The sequence below is a fragment of the Bacillus sp. FSL H8-0492 genome, assembly GCF_038006145.1.
GTDB lineage: Bacteria > Bacillota > Bacilli > Bacillales > Bacillaceae_G > Bacillus_A > Bacillus_A mycoides.
This window is the reverse complement of sequence record NZ_JBBOUP010000001.1, coordinates 4,141,843-4,159,660: the sequence shown is the minus strand read 5'-3', so window position 1 is coordinate 4,159,660 and position 17,818 is coordinate 4,141,843. Positions and strand designations below refer to the sequence as shown.

The window sequence follows — 17,818 nt, the reverse complement described above, 5'->3', positions numbered from 1 at the left end:
GGAAACTGATATGAAAAAATATATTCTTTCATTAGACCAAGGAACAACAAGCTCACGCGCAATTCTTTTCAATAAAGAAGGAAAAATCGTTCATTCAGCTCAAAAAGAGTTTACACAACATTTTCCAAAGCCAGGCTGGGTTGAGCATAATGCACAAGAAATTTGGGGATCTATTTTAGCAGTTATCGCAACTTGCTTAAGTGAAGCAGATGTGAAGCCAGAACAAATTGCTGGTATCGGTATTACGAACCAACGTGAAACAGCGGTTGTATGGGATAAAACGACTGGAAAACCAATTTATAATGCAATCGTATGGCAATCTCGTCAAACAGTTGAAATTTGTGATGAGTTAAAAGAAAAAGGTTATAGCGAGATGGTTCGCGAAAAAACAGGTCTTTTAATTGATGCATACTTCTCTGGTACGAAAGTAAAATGGATTTTAGATAACGTTGAAGGTGCAAGAGAAAAAGCAGAAAACGGCGAGTTATTATTCGGAACAATTGATACATGGCTTGTATGGAAATTGTCTGGCGGTAAAGCGCACATAACAGATTACTCAAATGCATCACGCACATTAATGTTTAACATTCACGACTTACAGTGGGATGATGAGCTTCTAGATATGTTAACAGTACCAAAGAGCATGCTTCCAGAAGTACGTCAATCATCTGAAATATATGGAGAAACAATTGATTATCACTTCTTCGGTCAAAATGTACCGATCGCAGGTGTAGCTGGTGACCAGCAAGCAGCATTATTTGGACAAGCTTGTTTCGGTGAAGGTATGGCGAAGAACACTTACGGAACTGGTTGCTTTATGTTAATGAACACAGGCGAAAAAGCAGTAGCTTCTGAGCATGGCCTATTAACAACAATTGCATGGGGTTTAGATGGTAAAGTGAATTACGCATTAGAAGGAAGTATTTTCGTAGCTGGTTCTGCAATTCAGTGGTTACGTGACGGACTGCGTATGTTTAAAGATGCGAGCGAGAGCGAAGTGTACGCTAGCCGTGTTGAATCAACTGAAGGTGTATACATAGTACCGGCATTCGTAGGACTAGGTACACCGTATTGGGATAGTGAAGTACGCGGCGCTATGTTTGGTGTAACACGCGGTACGACGAAAGAGCATTTCATTCGTGCAACGCTAGAATCTTTAGCATACCAAACGAAAGATGTACTATGCGCAATGGAAGCAGATTCAGGTATTGAACTAAATACATTACGCGTTGATGGCGGAGCAGTTAAGAATAACTTCTTAATGAAGTTCCAAAGTGATATTTTAGACGTTCCTGTAGAGCGTCCAGTGATCAATGAAACGACAGCTTTAGGTGCAGCATACTTAGCTGGTCTTGCGGTTGGATACTGGAAAAACCAAGATGAAATTAAAGCACAGTGGCATATGGACAAACGCTTTGAACCAACGATGGAAGCGGAAACAAGCGAAGAGCTATATGCTGGATGGAAAAAAGCAATTGAAGCAACTAAAGCTTTCAAATAATCATAAACAGTGTTATAATGATGACAAGTTAATAATTCGGTAGGAGATTTGGAGAGACCACAACACGCTATAGAGGCGAAATCTATAGCGGAGCTTGTGGTCTCTTTTTTCGTTATCAAAGGGAGGAATTACCATGAAATTTTCAAGTAAACAACGTAAAGACGTATTAAATGGAGTAAATAAACAAGAGTTAGATGTGATCGTAATTGGTGGAGGTATTACTGGTTCTGGTATTGCATTAGATGGGGCAACACGCGGTTTATCAACGATTGTGTTTGAAATGCAGGACTTTGCAGCAGGTACATCAAGTCGTTCAACGAAACTTGTACACGGCGGTTTACGTTATTTAAAACAACTTGAAGTGAAAATGGTAGCAGAGGTGGGGAAAGAGCGTGCGATCGTATATGAGAACGGTCCCCATGTAACAACACCGGAGTGGATGTTACTTCCGTTCCATACAGGCGGCACGTTCGGGTCATTCAGTACATCAATCGGTCTTCGTGTATACGACTTCTTAGCAGGTGTAAAACGAAGCGAGCGCAGAAAGATGTTTAACCGTGAAGAAACGCTAAATAAAGAGCCTCTTGTAAAACAAGAAGGATTAAAAGGCGGCGGTTACTACGTAGAATATCGTACAGACGATGCGCGTCTTACAATTGAAGTAATGAAAGAAGCGATTGAACATGGTGCGAAAGCTGTTAACTACGCAAAAGTAGACAGTTTCTTATATAAAGATGGAAAAGTATGCGGTGTACGTGTAATCGATTTACTAGACGGAGAAGTGTATGAAGTTTACGGTAAGAAAATTGTAAACGCAGCTGGTCCTTGGGTAGATACACTTCGTGAAAAAGATAACTCTAAAAAAGGGAAAGTACTTCAGTTATCAAAAGGTGTGCATTTAGTAATTGACCAAAAACGTTTCCCATTAGGGCAAGCAATTTACTTTGATACACCAGATAAACGTATGGTGTTCGCGATTCCTCGTGAAGGAAAAACGTACGTAGGTACAACAGATACGTTCTATGATAAAGACGCAGCTGTACCGCACATGACAACAGAAGATCGCACATATATCATTAATGCGATTAATTACATGTTCCCAAGCGTGAAAATTACAGAAAAAGATGTGGAATCAAGCTGGGCTGGTGTACGTCCGCTAATTTATGAAGAAGGTAAGAATGCATCTGAAATTTCTCGTAAAGATGAAATTTGGACTTCTGAATCTGGTTTAATTACAATCGCGGGCGGTAAATTAACAGGATACCGCAAAATGGCTGAAATGGTAGTAGACTACGTAACGAATCTATTACAAAAAGAAGGCCATAGCGCATATAAGAAGAGCGATACGAAACATATGCCAATCTCTGGTGGTCATGTAAGTGGTTCACACGGATTCCCGGCATTTGTTGCGAAAAAAGCAGGCGAAGGTACGAAATATGGTTTAACGACAGCACAAGCGGAAAAATTCGCGAAATTCTACGGCTCTAACGTTGACGTACTGTTTGACTTAGCGAAAAAACATAAAGACGAAGCGAAAGAATACAACATGCCGCTAGACGTTCTAATCCCGCTTGTATACGCAATGGATTACGAAATGACAGCGAAACCAGTTGACTTCTTCGTACGCCGCAGAGGCGCTGTATTCTTCAACATCCACTGGGTATACGAGTGGAAAGAAGCAGTAATCAACTACATGGCTGCGAAACTAGGCTGGAGCAAAGAAGAGCAAATGAAATATACAGCTGAATTAGAAAAAGCATTAACAGACGCTGTAATTCCTGTAGATCAACAAGAGCAGGCGGCTGCGTTAGCGTAAAATAGAGAACCACCTGAAGGGGAGCCTTTAGGTGGTTTTTTTTATGGGGTATTATTTCAATTGTGTTGCATAACGACATATGTTGTTATACGATGTATATAAGGAGGTGGTATTGTTGGACAAAGAAATCTTGAAGGGAAGTATAGATATTTTATTACTTTCTATCATTGCAAAACGTGATACATATGGATATGAAATAGCCCGAAGTTTAAAGGATGCAAGTGAAGATTTGTATAGTATGGGGCAGGGAACTTTGTATCCAGCTTTAAAGCGATTAGAAAAAAAAGAATTTCTTGAATCTTATTGGAATCAATCTGAGAATGGGATGAAAAGGAAATTTTATACTATTACAAGTAAAGGGAAAAAAGAATTGCAGAAGAAAGTGAACTCTTGGGAGCGTGTAACATCATTAATTCAAACTTGTCAGAAAGGAGTTATTTATGAGTGAATTTGATGAGTATATTAAGTCCATTTTAGCTTATTCAGAACTTAGTAATATTGAACAGGATGAGCTATTTCTAGAAATATATGATCACTTGAACAGCTTGAAAGAAGAATATATGGAACAAGGTATGAATGAAAAAGAAGCGGTGTATAAAGCGATTCAAACTTTTGGCGAATCAAAAGTTATTGGTTTAGAGATTAATCAATCGGTATACGAAGTTCCTAGGCCATTAAAGGTAGTATCAAAAATTTTATGTATTCCTTATATAATCATTTGTTTTATTGTCTTTTTAGGAGCGTTTATTTCAAATTCTACATTTGACTCTGTTCGTAGTTTGACAGGTGGAACTGTCTATCATCCTATTGAATTTTGGCAGCAATTTTTACATATATCTGATTTAGAAACGCTGTTACAACTTTTTGGAATAACACTTTGGCAAATTAAAGATTTTATTGCACATCCAGGTCCTTGGGGGAACTCAACGTATTGGTTAACTGTTTTGCAACATATAATATTGGTAGTTCCATTTGGATTTTTCGTTCCAGTGTTGATCAATAAAGTGACGAACTATAAGAAAGCTTGTAAGTGGTATGCTATGACCTTTTTTGCTTGGGAGTTATTACATTTACTAACTTTATCTGATGTTTTTGATGTGTGGCGGATTGCTATAAATATGCTCGGTGCATCGATAGGATATCTTTTATTTATAAGCCTGATACAAATGGATAATAAATTTAGGGTTATGCGCAAGAAGATATTTGAAAATTAACTTGCTATCATGTAGTTAAAATTATATAAATTAGTTCGATGGTAATAGAGTATCACTGAAAACATAGGTATTATGTATTGAGCCGATTTTTTATACTCGTAATAGATGTTGTTAGTTGTTTATTCATACTGTTATGAAACTGTTGCATAATCTGTCTTTATTGGCGCCATAAATGATGATAGCGTCGAAATGAAATACACAGCTGAACTAGAAAAAGCATTAACAGACGCTGTAATTCCTGTAGATCAACAAGAACAAGCGGCGGCGTTAGCGTAAAATAGAGAACCACCTGAAGGGGAGCCTTTAGGTGGTTTTTGTTTTATTATGAATGCACTAAAATTTTGACTATAAGTGAATATGAAGTGTTGTATCATAATAAAAGGTTTACTCTTAGTAAAGAAAAATTAAAGTTAAAACAACGGTAGGGACACTACCATCCGTATTTTTTTAGGGATTTATAAAACTTTTCCATGGCGTGCGTCGTCTAATAAATGGGAAGGAGGAAATGATGTGGATGAATTAACGGTAGAAGCGTTTGAAATAGAAGATAAGGAACTCCTTATCGATGAAATAATGAACAAGTATGGACAAGAAGTCTTACAGCTTGTGTATTCATATGTGAATAATAAAGAAGTCGCTGAGGATTTAACGCAAGATATATTTGTGAAATGTTATAAATCTCTTCATACATACAAAGGGAAATCGAATGTGAAAACGTGGTTGTGGAGAATTGCGATTAATCAATGTAAGGACTACATAAAAAGTTGGTATAACAAAAAGGTGATCGTGACAGAGGATGAAGCTGCTTATATTGGGGTTCAAAATGATAGTGTCGAACAAACTGTTATTCAAAATGCGAAGGACCGTGAACTGGCTTCTGCAGTAATGAATTTACCGATAAAATATCGGGAAGTCATTTATCTATTTTATTATGAAGAACTATCAATTAAAGAGATTGCTATTGTAATAGAAGTGAAGGAAAATACGATAAAAACGAGACTGAAAAAAGCGAAGGAGCTTTTGAAGAAAGGATTGGAGGAATAATCAAATGGAAGATCGATTAAAAGGCCTGCGAAAATCAATGGAGAATACAACGTTTAAACATTTGAGTTTTTCTGATCAACACCGAAAGCAGGTGCGCGAAAAAATCAATGCATCACACGAAAAGGAAGAGGACATCTCGTTCGCCATTTTACAACTCCTCAGTAATGAAAAAACAGGATACGAATTGTCACAGCTACTACGAGGGAGAGGGATTCGAAAATTCGAAGGAAATGAAGGTTTTTTATATACTGTATTACATCGTCTAGAACAGAATCGTTTTATCCAATCAAGTTGGGATCATGCAGGAGCTAAATATTATCAATTAAATGATAAGGGAAGAAAGATGCTGCGAAAGGCAGAAAAAGATTCTACGAAGGCACGGTTTATATTAAAAGGATTAGTACAGGAGTGAGATAAAATTGAACAAAAAAGGGGAGCGTTTTTTAAGTGAAGTTACCAATCACATTAAATCAAAAGAAGCAAAGAGCTTTGTAGCAACTGAACTAGATTTTCACTTAAAACAGGCGAAGAGCACATGGATAGAAAAAGGGTTAAGTGAGGAAGTTGCTGAAAATAAAGCGGTGGAACAAATGGGAAGTCCAATTAAACTAGGGCAGGAGCTTAACAAACTTCATAAGCCAAAGGTTGATTGGTTCTTAATTATTTTATTAGTGGCTGCTATGGGGTTAGGGTTTTTGCCAGTTTTAGCTTTTGGATATACGAATGATGTAATAATGAATAAGTTGATATTTGTTATTCTGGGTGTTGTAGCAGCTCTTGGGATGATGCTGATTGATTATCGGATGTTAGAAAGACTCGGAGGGTTGTTTTATACAATCGGAGTACTTATCCTGTTAATGCTATACTGTTTTCCAAACGCTTCGATGGCTGGCGAACCGTTAATAAAAATTGGTCCCATTGCAATTGACTGTTTAATGGCAGTGCCGTTCTTTTTTCTAGCTTGGGCTTCCATTTTCAATGGTAGTAGGATAAAGGTTATGCATCTTGTGGTTTTATATTTATTTTCTTTGTGTTTATTCTTAACTGTAGCAACTCTTTCAACGGTTTTTATCTATATCACGATGGTATTCGTTATGCTTTGGTGGAGTAATTTAGGAAAGAAAAAGGTATTGATTATTACAATTGTACCAATTTGTTTATTGATTATAAGGGTATCCTTTTCCTGGTCCTCAGTAAAAGGATATCATTTGGATAGATTTTTAGGATATTTAAACCCAGAGCGTGATGCAGGGGGCGCAGGGTTTATGTATGTACGTTTAAAAGAGGTAATGTCGTCAGCAGGTTGGTTTGGTACATCTGGAGATACAAAGTTCATCCCTGCTCCAGATACTGACTTTGTGTTTGCAAGTTTGACTTACTATTACGGGTATTTCCTTGCCTTGGTCCTTGTTTTAATTCTTTCTCTTTTTGTAGCAAGGTTAGTAATCATATCTTATAAAATAAATGATCGGTATGGTAAATTGCTTCTCGTTGGAGGAATGACTCTTTTTGTAGTTCAGTTCATTTATAACGTGGGCATGATCCTAGGCTTATTACCGATTGCTGCTATATCATTGCCTTTTATTAGTTATGGATTAACACCAACTTTATTTCATGCGCTTTTAATGGGGATCGTGCTAAGTGTATATCGACGTAAAGATATGTCGTTTAGAATGAAAAAAACACCTTGATAAAAATCAAGGTGTTTTCGTTATACATTTAAAACTCTCCGAAGCAGCCCCTGTTACAAAAGGACTAACCTCACCAACGCTATAAAGCTGTAATTCATGCATTGCGCGTGTACAAGCAGTGTAGAACAATCTACGTAGGCTTTCATCACTGTACACATCTTTAGAAGCATCGTAAATAATGACAGCATCAAATTCGATACCCTTCGCTAAATAAGCAGGGATAACGACGATGCCTTGCTCGTACTCGGCTGAGTTACTTTTCACAAGTTTAATATTCTCGATATGACTGAGTGCCTCGTATGCAGTGGCACTTTCAGCTGCGGATTTACATATAATTGCGATCGTATTGTGCTGTTGTTTTTGTAGTTCAGCAACTTTAGAAGTGATACGATCATGCAGTTCGCTGTAATCAGAAACTTTAGTCACTGTAGGTTTCTCGCCGTCACGTTCAAAGGCGTTAATATTCTTTCCTTCCGGCACGAGATAGCGTGTGAATTCAATAATCGGTTTTGTTGATCGATAGCTACGAGTTAAGTTGATGCCGTTTGTTTCATCTGGTCCGTATAAGCTAGTAAGTGTATTGAAATTCACTGCTTCACTCGCATGGGCAAATATCGCTTGGTTAAAGTCTCCGAGCACTGTCATTTTTGCGGCAGGGAAGAGACGTTTTAAAAACTCGAACTGAAACGGAGAATAATCTTGTGCTTCGTCTACAAGTACGTGTTTAATCGATCTGTTCGTTTGGAAGCCTTCAATTAATTCTTTTAAAAGTAAAAATGGAGTCGCATCCTCATAATGTAGCTTTCCTTCATCAAGCATGTTCACAGTTAATGAACAAATTTCGTCCCATTCTTTAGGCTTTTCGCTAGTAACCCATGATGCATCTGTGAAGAGTTGTTTATATATGCCTGTAAAATTGATAAAACGTAGCGTTTGAACGCCTTTACGTAACGGTTTTAATTTTTTACGGACAATCATACGTCCGAGTACTTTCGTTTCTTTTTCATAATCATTAAAGGAGTTGTCATCAAACTCGCCTTTTTTCTGTAAGTATTTATAAGCTTTTTGATATTCATCTTTACTAAGTAGTTCAATTTCTTCTTCTACCCAAGGCTTTTTCAGTTCTGTTTTTTCAATTGTGTCTATTTGTTTGTTTAGCCAATCCGTTAACTTCTCAATTCGATTATGGAAGCGGAGGGAGGAGTCAGTGTTGTAAAATTGTTCTGTAATTTCTTTAGCAGAAGCAATTAACTTTCCTCTAAATTTCATTCCTCTAAATAGCATGCCTGAAGATTCAAGGGATTGTCTGTACGCTCTAATCATCTCGAAAAATTGAGTGGATGCTTTAAATCGAATGCTCGCATTTCGAGTTTTATAGGTAGGGCTATTCGTTTCAGTTAACATATATTCTAATTGCTCATAAGGGTCTTCAACGTCAAATGCCTTACTGAGTCTATGGTTTAAATATTCTTGGAATGTCACTTGCTGCATATTTTCTTCACCGAGTTCAGGTAGTACGTTAGAAACGTAGCTGTTGAACATAGAGTTAGGGGAGAAGAGAATAATTTGATCTGCTTTTAACCATTCGCGATATTTATATAGTAAGTAGGCGATTCGCTGCAGGGCAGCTGACGTTTTACCGCTACCAGCAGCTCCTTGAACGATAAGTAGTCGCCCTTCATCGTGACGGATAATTTCATTTTGCTCGCGCTGAATAGTAGCAACGATACTTTGCATATGTTTGTTTGTTCCTTTTCCGAGCGCTTGTTGCAGAATTTCATCGCCAATTGTGAGGCTCGTATCGAACATGGAATCAATCTCGCCATTCTGAATAATATATTGTAATTTCTTCTCCACATTGCCGCAGATTACGCCTCCTGGTGTGCTGTATTCAGCCGGTCCTGGTGGATAATCGTAGTAAACACTTGAAATTGGTGCGCGCCAATCGTATATAAGAAAGTTTTCTCCACTTGCATCGGTAAGTGTAGCCACCCCGATATAAATTTGTTCTGCGCCAGATTCGCCTTCTTCTTTGAAATCAATTCGTCCGAAGTAAGGTGCTTTATGCATACGGCGTAGTGCGGCAAGTCGATTAAAGGTGTGCTTATGGGTAATTTGTGTTACGGCTAGTGACTGAGCTTGTTGTCTTAAGTTGATAACTGTTTCAAGATAATCGTCAAAAGTATCAGTGTTAACTTTAACATCATCCCAAAAGTGTTTACGAATGTTGATTACTTCTGCCCGGCGTCTGCCAGTTTCGCTTTCCAGTTTATCAATTTGCTCCGTAATCGTTTCTATTACGGTATCCAATCGTTTTTGCTCTTGATCAAGTTTTTTATTCATACGTAAGCACTCCTTTAAAAGTGAAAAATAGAGGTTGACTGAAGATGTGTTTTGTTGTACAATTAAGATACGGATAAATACATTCTATTGTTTTTAAGAATGCGTTTCTGTACTAATTTAACATAGTTTTTTAATTTAATCAATGATAATAAGATAAACCTTGGTTTCGTGTTGAATGGAGTAAGGTGAGGGAGTATATCGATTTATCGGCAAAAAAACTACTACAAAATAAAAAAGCTTGGGGCTACCCAAGCTTTTTTCACTTCATTATTTCTTTTCGTCTTTTTTAGCGTCAGCTTTTGGCTCTTCGAAAAGATCTTTCAAATCTTTATCGTCAACTTTTACGTCAGCTTTTTTGATTTCTTTCATCATAAGATCATTCATAAATTGAGCATCTTGTGTTTTTTCTTGAACTACTTCTTTTTTGATGTCAGCTTTTGCTTTATCGAAAGTTGCGTCAGCATGAGTCTCAGTTACTTTAATGATATGGTAACCATGCTGTGTTTTTACTGGTTCACTTACTTCATCTTTTTTCAGCTTACGAGCAGCTTCATCGAATTCTTTTACCATTTTATCTGGTCCGAAGAATCCTAAGTCGCCACCTTTTTCTTTTGAACCTGGATCTTCAGAGTACTTTTTCGCTAACTCTTCGAAAGATTTACCTTGTGCAAGTTCTTCTTTCACTTTTTTAGCAGTCTCTTCATCTTTTACAAGAATATGGCTTGCTTTAATTTCTTGCTTATAGTCCTCAAATTTTGCTTTTAAGTCTTTATCAGTAATTGCTTTTTCAATCGCTTGTTCTTGAGCTAATGAAGCGCGAACGCCATTTTTAACTGTTTCTTCTTTAAGGCCTTGTTGTTTCATTAGTGTATCGAATTGGTCACCGACTTGCTTTTTCATTTCATCGAACTTTTTGTCTACTTCTTTTTCATCGACTTTGTAGTTTTTAATAAGTACTTTTTCCATAACCATGTTATTTAGTACTTGTTTACCAGCTTGTGTCTTCATTTGATTGTAGAACTCTTCTTTAGTGATGTCACCAGCTTTAGATGTAACAATTTTGTCTGATGATGATGATGTTCCACATGCTGATAATGCGATTACACTTGTTGCGGCTAAGGCAAGCATAGCTTTCTTCATTCAATAAACACTCCTACTATTATGTATTTTTAATTTATCCCATACGAATGAAGAAACGCCTTATGATAGGTTATTTTCGTTCATAAGAACCTGATTAAGTCTCACTGATGTCTTTGCTTTTTTTATATGTAAAAGCATGCTTAACAGGGCTTACCGAGGCTTTAGGATAAAGTTTAGATGCGTGTCGTTTATTTCATAGTATAAGCAATATGTACAAAATTTAATATATCATATTTCGACGGGTTTTCCTATTGATAAAGAAATTTTAACCAGTTTGTGTCAGATTTTGAAAGGGTACCATATTGGGCGGATGTCGCATATACAGAAAAGAGGAGGGGATGGGGGATGAATTCAAAACTTATTTTATTACTTGTACTGTTTATTTTATTAGTTATAGTAGGTATAATTTGCTTATAGAGGAAAAAAATGAGGAAGGGGCTTCCTTCCTCACTTTCCATGAAATATAATTTCTACATAACTAGAAATTAATAGAATGGTAATACATACATTAATAACTCGAAAGACACCGGGCTGGCGGCTCGCAGATATTTGTTTTCGCTCACACAGTGTATGTGTCATGAAATTCGTGTAAAATATAACAAGAAGTGCGAATGCAACAAAAACAACGGTTATAAGAGTCATGAGGCGAGACCTCCTTTTGGCTAAAATACCTATACTTTATATATTGTATCATACGATATTTTGTTCGTGTTACAAAATTCAGAAATAGAAGACTTTGTGTTAGGAAGCGAGGGAGAAAATGGACGTTGTAAGAAGACTAGAACAAGCTGAATACTACGTAGACCTACTATTTAAAATGATTGATGAAGAAAAGTGTCCATTTTATTCTTTAATCATAAAGAAAAAAGCTCGTAAAAAAGACATTGAACGCATACTAAAACTTTGTGAAAAACTGAACGAACAATATGTAGTGGAGAAAGCAGAAGGCCTTCTATTGTTTGATGCGCTATTAGATCAATTTGAAAAAGCGCTTCCACATCAGCTCGAAGTACACGAAACTGCGGAAGCGCTAGCAAAACAAGGTTTATTTAAGCCGCTTATGAATGAATTCTTAAGCATGATTGCGAAAAAATAAATAGATTATTTCTTAACTAACTTTTGATCAGATTCCGTAAAGTTCTCCTCAATATCTTCTAATGATTTCTCAAAAATATCGATGAAGTCTTGTCCGTAAATATTGCGAAGGATCGCAATAAGTTCGATATTTTCTGGGAACTTACCGTAAAAATTACGAAGTTCAAGTGCCCCATTAAAAACAGAATTATTTTCAGGGTCATACTCCTCCATTAAGCGAAGTAGTAATTCTTCCCCTTTGTCTGTAATTTCAATGTACGTATTTCGTTTATCATCTTCTTTTTTTGAGAATATAAGATAGCCGCGTTCTTCAAGCTTTTTAGAGAAGTTAAACGCCGTTGATACGTGCATAACTCCAAACTTAGCAATCTCAGAAATAGAAGCCCCTTTTAAATGATAAGCGATGGTTAAAATGTGATGCTCATTAATGTTTAAATCGTAAGGTTTAATCCATTGTTGCCAATCTTTCTCTACGCATTTCCATAACGCTTTCGATAATTGAGCAATACGTTGGCTGAAAATCATCGCTTCTTTTACCGAGTAATTTTTTTCTCCACTTTTCATTTACTCACCCACTTTAACATTCTTTTTTCATTATTATCTATTATGCCAGTAAAATAAAAATTAATAAAGTCTTTTTGTGAGAATTGTGAAAATTTTTCGGAAAAATAACATTCTATACAAATCATGCATAACTATGGAAGCGTTTTATGAGTCGAGAATACATGTGTTGTCTTTACATGTTAAGGGATAACATATATTGTAAATGCATAAAAACACGGCATATCTATGTGATATGCCGTGTTAAGGTCAATTTGTATGAAAAATATTTGTTATATGCAAAAAACTAAGCAGGAATATGTTTACGCTTTTTCTGGAACGGCTTCTTGTAGTTTCTCAATTGACTTTTGAATGTCTAAAATTTCTTTTTCGATATGTCGTTTGTTTTGAGAAATATCTTGTTTCCAGTTAGAAAGCGTGTCATGCATATCGTCTTTTAGTTCTTGGAATACTTCTTTACCTTCTGAAGCAGTTTCAACGATTTGACGCTTTAATAACTTCGTATCAGCTGTAATATCAGCTAATGTTTTTTTAATATCAGTTCCTTTTTCTTTCAGCTTACCGCGCATAGCTTTACCAGAAGAAGGAGTTGAGAAAAGAACGGCTAGTCCAGCAACTGCTCCGCCGCAAAGTACACCTGTAATAAAGGATTTAGCTTTTGACATAAAAGGAAACCTCCTTATTTTTCGTTCGTATTCATGATGTATAAAAGTGTGCATACCTTTAAGACAAGGGGAAGAAAAGCGAGCTTTTCTCTCTTGTACATGCTATGCACAAAAAATCATACCCCCGGCATTTTTTGTGAAGAAAGAAGCCATACAATAAATGCCAGAGGAATCGGCTTATTATGTATTACTTCTTATTATAGTGGCACTATTTCACACTATTTGCAATTGTACTTGCGATGTTTTGTAAATTTTCCATTGTGTATTCATTTTGGTGTGATTTCCAAACAGCACCGAAACCATCGTTTTCACCGTAGCGTGGAATTAAATGAAGGTGGAAGTGGAATACAGTTTGTCCAGCTTTCTCGCCGTTATTGTTAAGTAGGTTGAAACCAACTGGATTAAATTCTGCTTTCATTGCATTTGCGATTTTTGGAACGACAGCAAAAATATGTGATGCGATTTCTGGCGTTAACGCAAAAATGTCTTGTTTGTGTACTTTCGGAATAACAAGAGTATGTCCTTTTGTTACTTGACTAATATCTAAAAATGCAAGTACATGTTCATCTTCGTATACTTTTGAGCAAGGGATTTGCCCGTCAATGATTTTACAAAAAATACAATTGTCCGCTGTATGATTCATCGATCTCATCCTTTCAAATAGTCTTAGCCGTATTTTACCATAATTACATAGGAGAACAAACACGAAAAACAGGAAGCTGACTCAGCTTCCTGTTTTCTGAAGATGGATTGAAAAAGCATTTTTTATAATTTACGGTTCGCAGACACCTCATTTATTTAAGAAATGCACGGTAAATCGGCTAAAGTTTCTGCCGTAGACACCCCATTTTCAAGTGAAATGAATTGCAATCTTTTTTTAAAATGAAATTGTTTATTTTTTAAAACAGTATATGCTCTTTCGGAGACACCCCGTTTCGAAAATGAAACAAATTATCTGGTTATGTGTAAATTTCATTGTCCAACTTGGACACCCCATTTCATGATGACTTCACTATGTTGTTGTACTCATCAATTGGTGGTTGCTTTTTCAATGTGTTCCTTCTTCACTAATTATGATGTCCGCTTTTGTAAAAATATATGCCAAGAAATTTAAATTTTTTTTTAAGACATCGATACTATGTAGTACAGCGCCATTTTTGGTAAGATGAATGTAGAATGAATACTAATGAAGAAAGTGGTGTCGTATGAGCGAGTTATTGCGTGTAGAAAATGTTACAGGAGGATATACGAAACGACCTGTACTGCAAAATGTTTCGTTCTCTGTTAATAAAGGCGAACTTGTCGGCTTGATCGGTTTAAATGGAGCCGGGAAAAGTACGACAATTAAACATATCATCGGTTTAATGGAGCCGAAAAAAGGAACTGTCACAATTAACGGGAAAACAATTCGTGATGATATGACAGCGTACCGTTCTAGTTTCTCCTTCATTCCAGAAACGCCAGTATTATATGATGAGTTAACGTTAGAAGAGCATTTGAAATTAACAGCGATGGCGTACGGTGTAGATGAAAAACAATATGAAGAACGCGTAGGGCAACTATTACAAGAGTTTCGCATGAAAAATCGCTTAAAATGGTTTCCGTCTCATTTCTCAAAAGGGATGAAACAAAAAGTGATGATTATGAGTGCATTTTTAGTTGAACCATCACTTTACATTGTGGACGAACCTTTCGTGGGGCTTGATCCGTTAGCGATTCAATCACTTCTTCAAATGATGGATCAAATGAAAAAGAGTGGTGCGGGCATCTTAATGAGTACACATATTTTAGCGACAGCAGAGCGCTATTGTGATTCATTCATTATTTTGCATCAAGGTGAAGTGAGAGCGATGGGAACATTATCAGAACTTCAATCCGGGTTTAATATGCCTGGTGCAACGCTTGATGATATTTATATTGCGTTAACGAAGGAAGAAGATTATGAATAGCACAGCGTTATGGAAAGAACGATTTCGGCACTTTCTAAAAGAAGTTCGTACATATAGTAAATACGTATTTAATGATCATTTGAAATTTATTTTCGTATTTATCATCGGCGCAGGAGCGTATTATTACCAGCAATGGTTACAAACGTTAACACCTTCGTTTCCGACAGCGATTGTTATGGCAGTCTTACTTGGCCTCGTATTAACAGCTGGGTCAGTCCAAACGTTATTAAAAGAAGCAGACCTCGTGTATTTGCTGCCAGTTGAAGAAAAGTTAAAGCCTTATTTTACGAAGGCATTTCTTTTTACGTTTATGATTCAGTTATACATAATCGCAATGGTAGCCGCTGCGCTTGCCCCGTTATATTTCCAGCAAATGAAACAAACAGGTGCCAATTACATATGGATTGTAATCGCGTTTGTCATTGTAAAAGCGTGGAATTTATTCGTAGCGTGGGAAAAATCATTTTTAACAGATCAAAATGTACAAAGAGCGGATTGGTTTATTCGTTTTATTTTAAACGGCATATTTGTGTACGTCCTTGTAGAACGTACTTCAGTCATTTTTACCGGTGTGATTGTCTTTCTTATGGCGCTATACCTTGCTTTTATGCATCAAAAGGTGAAAGGAAAGCCGCTAAACTGGGAGTATTTAATTTCTGAAGAAGGTAAAAAAATGATGCTGCTATACCGCATTGCGAATATGTTCGTTGATGTACCAGCGTTAAAAGAGAGAGTATCACGTAGGAAATGGCTTGATTTCATTCTTTCGATGATCGGTGAGAAACGTACATATTTATACTTATATACGAGAACATTTTTAAGATCGGGTAACTATTTCGGATTATATATGCGTTTACTCGTTCTTGGTGGAGTCATTCTTTACTTCATCCCATTTTTATATGGACGTTTTATCGTAAGCCTTGTTTTCTTATACTTAATCGGCTACCAGCTCTTAACCCTTTGGAAACATCACCGTATGAAAGTTTGGCTTGATTTATATCCGGTAGGGGGAGACGAGAAGAAGAGAGATTTCCTTACTTTATTAAATGCGATTCTTATTATCGGCAGCGTTGTATTTACAGTTATATTTGCACTTGCGACGAAAGATTTCATAATGACCGGCATTTTATTTGTCGTAAGCATATTATTTAGTATTGGTTTCGTTTATCAATACGGTGCGAAACGCATTGAGCGTTTAAACTGAAGGGAATGAACCTATGATTACATATGAAGAGAAGGTTATAAAAGAATTGGAGCAGTGGAAAGCTACATTCATGAAAGATTCTTCTATGATGACACGGTTCTCTAAAAAAGTGCAGGTGAAAGTGCAACAACTAGTGCCCGCGAAAGTGCAAAAGGTACTAACAGAAACGATTCGGATGATGGTGCAAACAATTAGTGCTGGATCAAACTTCATAAAACCGAAGCTAAAAGAAACGAACTGGTCACTGCAAAGAAGAGATGATGAAGTACGTAAAAAAATGGATGAGTACAAAAAAGTCGCAGCGGCAGAAGGGGCAGGAACAGGGGCAGGTGGTATTCTCCTTGGCCTTGCCGATTTCCCGTTATTACTTACTATTAAAATAAAATTTTTATTTGATGCAGCAACATTGTACGGATTTGATACGAGTAAAAAAGAAGAGCGCCTTTTTATTCTTCACGTTTTCCAACTTGCTTTTTCAAGTGACGATTACCGAAAAGAAATATGGAAAGCGATTGAAACGTGGGATACAGAAGAAGAAAATCATATGGACTGGGAAAAGTTCCAAACAGAATACCGAGACTATATCGATTTAGCAAAAATGCTCCAGCTCGTCCCAATCATCGGTGCCCCGGTCGGAGCATATGCGAATTATCAATTGTTGCAAAGGCTTGGGGAAGTAACGATGAATTGTTATCGTATGCGCTTGCTTAGTAGAAATTAATTTGTTTTACAAAAAGCATCCTAAATTACACATTTAGGATGCTTTTTTTATTTTTATTCATATTTTAAATTTTTTTACCAATAATATACAGATAAAGTTACTTGAGCTTACTTTACTGTATTTAGGGGTGCAAAATATGAAAGTATCAATATTTATTACTTGTGTTGCAGATGTTTTTTATCCAGAAGTAGGGAAAGATGTTGTGGAAATTCTTGAAGGTTTAGGGTGTGAAGTTGATTTTCCTAAAACTCAAACTTGCTGTGGACAACCTGCTTATAATAGCGGGTATGTGAAAGAAACAAAAACAGCTGCAAAACATATGATTGAAGCCTTTGCTAGTTCAGAATATGTTGTGGCACCATCGGGGTCTTGCGCTATGATGGTTCACGAGTTTTCTAGCTTATTTTCTGACAGTGAAGCGGATTGGAAGAAAAAAGCTACTGAACTTGGAAATAAAACATATGAATTCACACAATTTCTAGTTGAAGTGTTAGGGAAAGAAGACTTAGGTGCGGAGCTTCATAAAAAAGCAACGGTTCATACATCTTGTCATATGAGCCGATTAATGGGGATTAAGGAACCACCGCAAAAACTATTAAAGTGTGTAAAGGGACTGGAAGTTGTTTCATTGCCGCATAATTATGATTGTTGCGGATTTGGAGGGACATTCTCGGTGAAAATGCCAGAAATCTCTGAGCAAATGGTTGAAGAAAAAGTAAAGCATATTATGGAAACCGGTGCGGAATTGTTAATCGGGATGGATTGTAGCTGCTTAATGAATATAAAAGGACGTTTAACACGTAATGGTTATCCAATTGATGTAAAACATATTGCTCAAGTATTAAATGAAGATCGAAAACAAGGGGGGATATAG

Annotated in this window: 18 protein-coding genes; 12 read left to right on the top strand and 6 right to left on the bottom strand. The window is 36.6% G+C overall.

Going from position 1 to position 17,818, the window contains the following annotated elements:
- The first annotated feature begins 10 nt into the window (after positions 1–10).
- From glpK to MHH66_RS21280, 7 genes are all read left to right on the top strand, one after another.
- On the top strand, positions 11–1,501 hold the full coding sequence (gene glpK, locus MHH66_RS21310) for a glycerol kinase GlpK (RefSeq protein ID WP_002011107.1): 1,491 nt from the start codon (positions 11–13) through the stop codon (positions 1,499–1,501).
- Between the two features lie 133 nt (positions 1,502–1,634).
- Positions 1,635–3,317 carry an aerobic glycerol-3-phosphate dehydrogenase gene (gene glpD / locus MHH66_RS21305; RefSeq protein ID WP_002134793.1) on the top strand — a complete coding sequence of 561 codons (1,683 nt, stop codon included), beginning with the start codon at positions 1,635–1,637 and terminating at the stop codon, positions 3,315–3,317.
- A gap of 115 nt (positions 3,318–3,432) precedes the next feature.
- Positions 3,433–3,765 (top strand): PadR family transcriptional regulator, encoded by a 333-nt coding sequence (locus MHH66_RS21300; protein ID WP_078184616.1) that lies wholly within the window; start codon positions 3,433–3,435, stop codon positions 3,763–3,765.
- Positions 3,758–4,531, top strand: a complete 774-nt coding sequence (locus MHH66_RS21295) for a VanZ family protein (protein WP_061674044.1) — start codon at positions 3,758–3,760, stop codon at positions 4,529–4,531. Before MHH66_RS21300 ends, MHH66_RS21295 begins: the two co-directional genes overlap by 8 nt.
- A 510-nt stretch (positions 4,532–5,041) precedes the next feature.
- Positions 5,042–5,575: a sigma-70 family RNA polymerase sigma factor gene (locus tag MHH66_RS21290; RefSeq protein WP_002011110.1), complete on the top strand. Its 534-nt coding sequence runs from the start codon at positions 5,042–5,044 to the stop codon at positions 5,573–5,575.
- A gap of 4 nt (positions 5,576–5,579) precedes the next feature.
- The gene (locus tag MHH66_RS21285; protein WP_002168969.1) at positions 5,580–5,987 is read left to right on the top strand and encodes a PadR family transcriptional regulator; all 408 of its coding nucleotides are present in this window, start codon (positions 5,580–5,582) and stop codon (positions 5,985–5,987) included.
- 7 nt (positions 5,988–5,994) lie between these two features.
- Positions 5,995–7,266, top strand: coding sequence for an FtsW/RodA/SpoVE family cell cycle protein (locus tag MHH66_RS21280; RefSeq protein WP_078184617.1), 1,272 nt, complete (start codon positions 5,995–5,997; stop codon positions 7,264–7,266).
- A 6-nt stretch (positions 7,267–7,272) separates the two neighbouring features.
- Here the strand turns inward: MHH66_RS21280 and helD are convergent, their stop codons facing one another.
- The 3 genes from helD to MHH66_RS21265 form a co-directional block, all read right to left on the bottom strand.
- A complete protein-coding gene (helD, locus tag MHH66_RS21275) occupies positions 7,273–9,609 on the bottom strand; it encodes an RNA polymerase recycling motor HelD (RefSeq protein WP_078184618.1) in 2,337 nt (778 codons plus the stop codon).
- 267 nt (positions 9,610–9,876) lie between these two features.
- Positions 9,877–10,749 (bottom strand): peptidylprolyl isomerase PrsA, encoded by an 873-nt coding sequence (gene prsA, locus MHH66_RS21270; protein WP_063217555.1) that lies wholly within the window; start codon positions 10,747–10,749, stop codon positions 9,877–9,879.
- A gap of 447 nt (positions 10,750–11,196) precedes the next feature.
- Positions 11,197–11,391, bottom strand: coding sequence for a hypothetical protein (locus MHH66_RS21265; RefSeq protein WP_000172693.1), 195 nt, complete (start codon positions 11,389–11,391; stop codon positions 11,197–11,199).
- A gap of 118 nt (positions 11,392–11,509) precedes the next feature.
- Here MHH66_RS21265 and MHH66_RS21260 point away from each other — a divergent pair, with 118 nt between their 5' ends.
- Positions 11,510–11,845, top strand: coding sequence for a DUF1878 family protein (locus tag MHH66_RS21260; RefSeq protein ID WP_002134804.1), 336 nt, complete (start codon positions 11,510–11,512; stop codon positions 11,843–11,845).
- Positions 11,846–11,850: 5 nt separating this feature from the next.
- Here the strand turns inward: MHH66_RS21260 and MHH66_RS21255 are convergent, their stop codons facing one another.
- The 3 genes from MHH66_RS21255 to MHH66_RS21245 form a co-directional block, all read right to left on the bottom strand.
- Positions 11,851–12,408, bottom strand: coding sequence for an HTH-type transcriptional regulator Hpr (locus tag MHH66_RS21255; protein ID WP_002134805.1), 558 nt, complete (start codon positions 12,406–12,408; stop codon positions 11,851–11,853).
- Between the two features lie 299 nt (positions 12,409–12,707).
- Complete coding sequence (locus tag MHH66_RS21250) at positions 12,708–13,070, bottom strand: YtxH domain-containing protein (RefSeq protein WP_002011120.1); 363 nt, start codon at positions 13,068–13,070, stop codon at positions 12,708–12,710.
- Between the two features lie 208 nt (positions 13,071–13,278).
- Entirely contained in the window at positions 13,279–13,713 is a 435-nt protein-coding gene (locus tag MHH66_RS21245) for an HIT family protein (protein ID WP_001016832.1), read from the bottom strand.
- A 562-nt stretch (positions 13,714–14,275) separates the two neighbouring features.
- On the opposite strand from MHH66_RS21245, the gene ecsA reads away from it, so the two are divergent.
- The 4 genes from ecsA (at position 14,276) to MHH66_RS21225 (ending at position 17,818) form a co-directional block, all read left to right on the top strand.
- On the top strand, positions 14,276–15,019 hold the full coding sequence (gene ecsA, locus MHH66_RS21240; protein WP_001292616.1) for an ABC transporter ATP-binding protein EcsA: 744 nt from the start codon (positions 14,276–14,278) through the stop codon (positions 15,017–15,019).
- On the top strand, positions 15,012–16,223 hold the full coding sequence (locus MHH66_RS21235) for an ABC transporter permease (protein WP_063217556.1): 1,212 nt from the start codon (positions 15,012–15,014) through the stop codon (positions 16,221–16,223). Before ecsA ends, MHH66_RS21235 begins: the two co-directional genes overlap by 8 nt.
- Before the next feature lie 13 nt (positions 16,224–16,236).
- The gene (gene ecsC, locus MHH66_RS21230; protein ID WP_063217557.1) at positions 16,237–16,944 is read left to right on the top strand and encodes an ecs operon protein EcsC; all 708 of its coding nucleotides are present in this window, start codon (positions 16,237–16,239) and stop codon (positions 16,942–16,944) included.
- 136 nt (positions 16,945–17,080) lie between these two features.
- Entirely contained in the window at positions 17,081–17,818 is a 738-nt protein-coding gene (locus MHH66_RS21225; protein ID WP_078184619.1) for a (Fe-S)-binding protein, read from the top strand.

Coding starts and splice junctions, on each gene's coding strand:
- glpK (WP_002011107.1), top strand. CDS start 11: ATGAAAAAATATATTCTTTCATTAGACCAAGGAACAACAAGCTCACGC.
- glpD (WP_002134793.1), top strand. CDS start 1,635: ATGAAATTTTCAAGTAAACAACGTAAAGACGTATTAAATGGAGTAAAT.
- MHH66_RS21295 (WP_061674044.1), top strand. CDS start 3,758: ATGAGTGAATTTGATGAGTATATTAAGTCCATTTTAGCTTATTCAGAA.
- MHH66_RS21285 (WP_002168969.1), top strand. CDS start 5,580: ATGGAAGATCGATTAAAAGGCCTGCGAAAATCAATGGAGAATACAACG.
- helD (WP_078184618.1), bottom strand. CDS start 9,609: ATGAATAAAAAACTTGATCAAGAGCAAAAACGATTGGATACCGTAATA.
- prsA (WP_063217555.1), bottom strand. CDS start 10,749: ATGAAGAAAGCTATGCTTGCCTTAGCCGCAACAAGTGTAATCGCATTA.
- MHH66_RS21265 (WP_000172693.1), bottom strand. CDS start 11,391: ATGACTCTTATAACCGTTGTTTTTGTTGCATTCGCACTTCTTGTTATA.
- MHH66_RS21260 (WP_002134804.1), top strand. CDS start 11,510: ATGGACGTTGTAAGAAGACTAGAACAAGCTGAATACTACGTAGACCTA.
- MHH66_RS21255 (WP_002134805.1), bottom strand. CDS start 12,408: ATGAAAAGTGGAGAAAAAAATTACTCGGTAAAAGAAGCGATGATTTTC.
- MHH66_RS21250 (WP_002011120.1), bottom strand. CDS start 13,070: ATGTCAAAAGCTAAATCCTTTATTACAGGTGTACTTTGCGGCGGAGCA.
- MHH66_RS21245 (WP_001016832.1), bottom strand. CDS start 13,713: ATGAATCATACAGCGGACAATTGTATTTTTTGTAAAATCATTGACGGG.
- ecsA (WP_001292616.1), top strand. CDS start 14,276: ATGAGCGAGTTATTGCGTGTAGAAAATGTTACAGGAGGATATACGAAA.
- MHH66_RS21235 (WP_063217556.1), top strand. CDS start 15,012: ATGAATAGCACAGCGTTATGGAAAGAACGATTTCGGCACTTTCTAAAA.
- ecsC (WP_063217557.1), top strand. CDS start 16,237: ATGATTACATATGAAGAGAAGGTTATAAAAGAATTGGAGCAGTGGAAA.
- MHH66_RS21225 (WP_078184619.1), top strand. CDS start 17,081: ATGAAAGTATCAATATTTATTACTTGTGTTGCAGATGTTTTTTATCCA.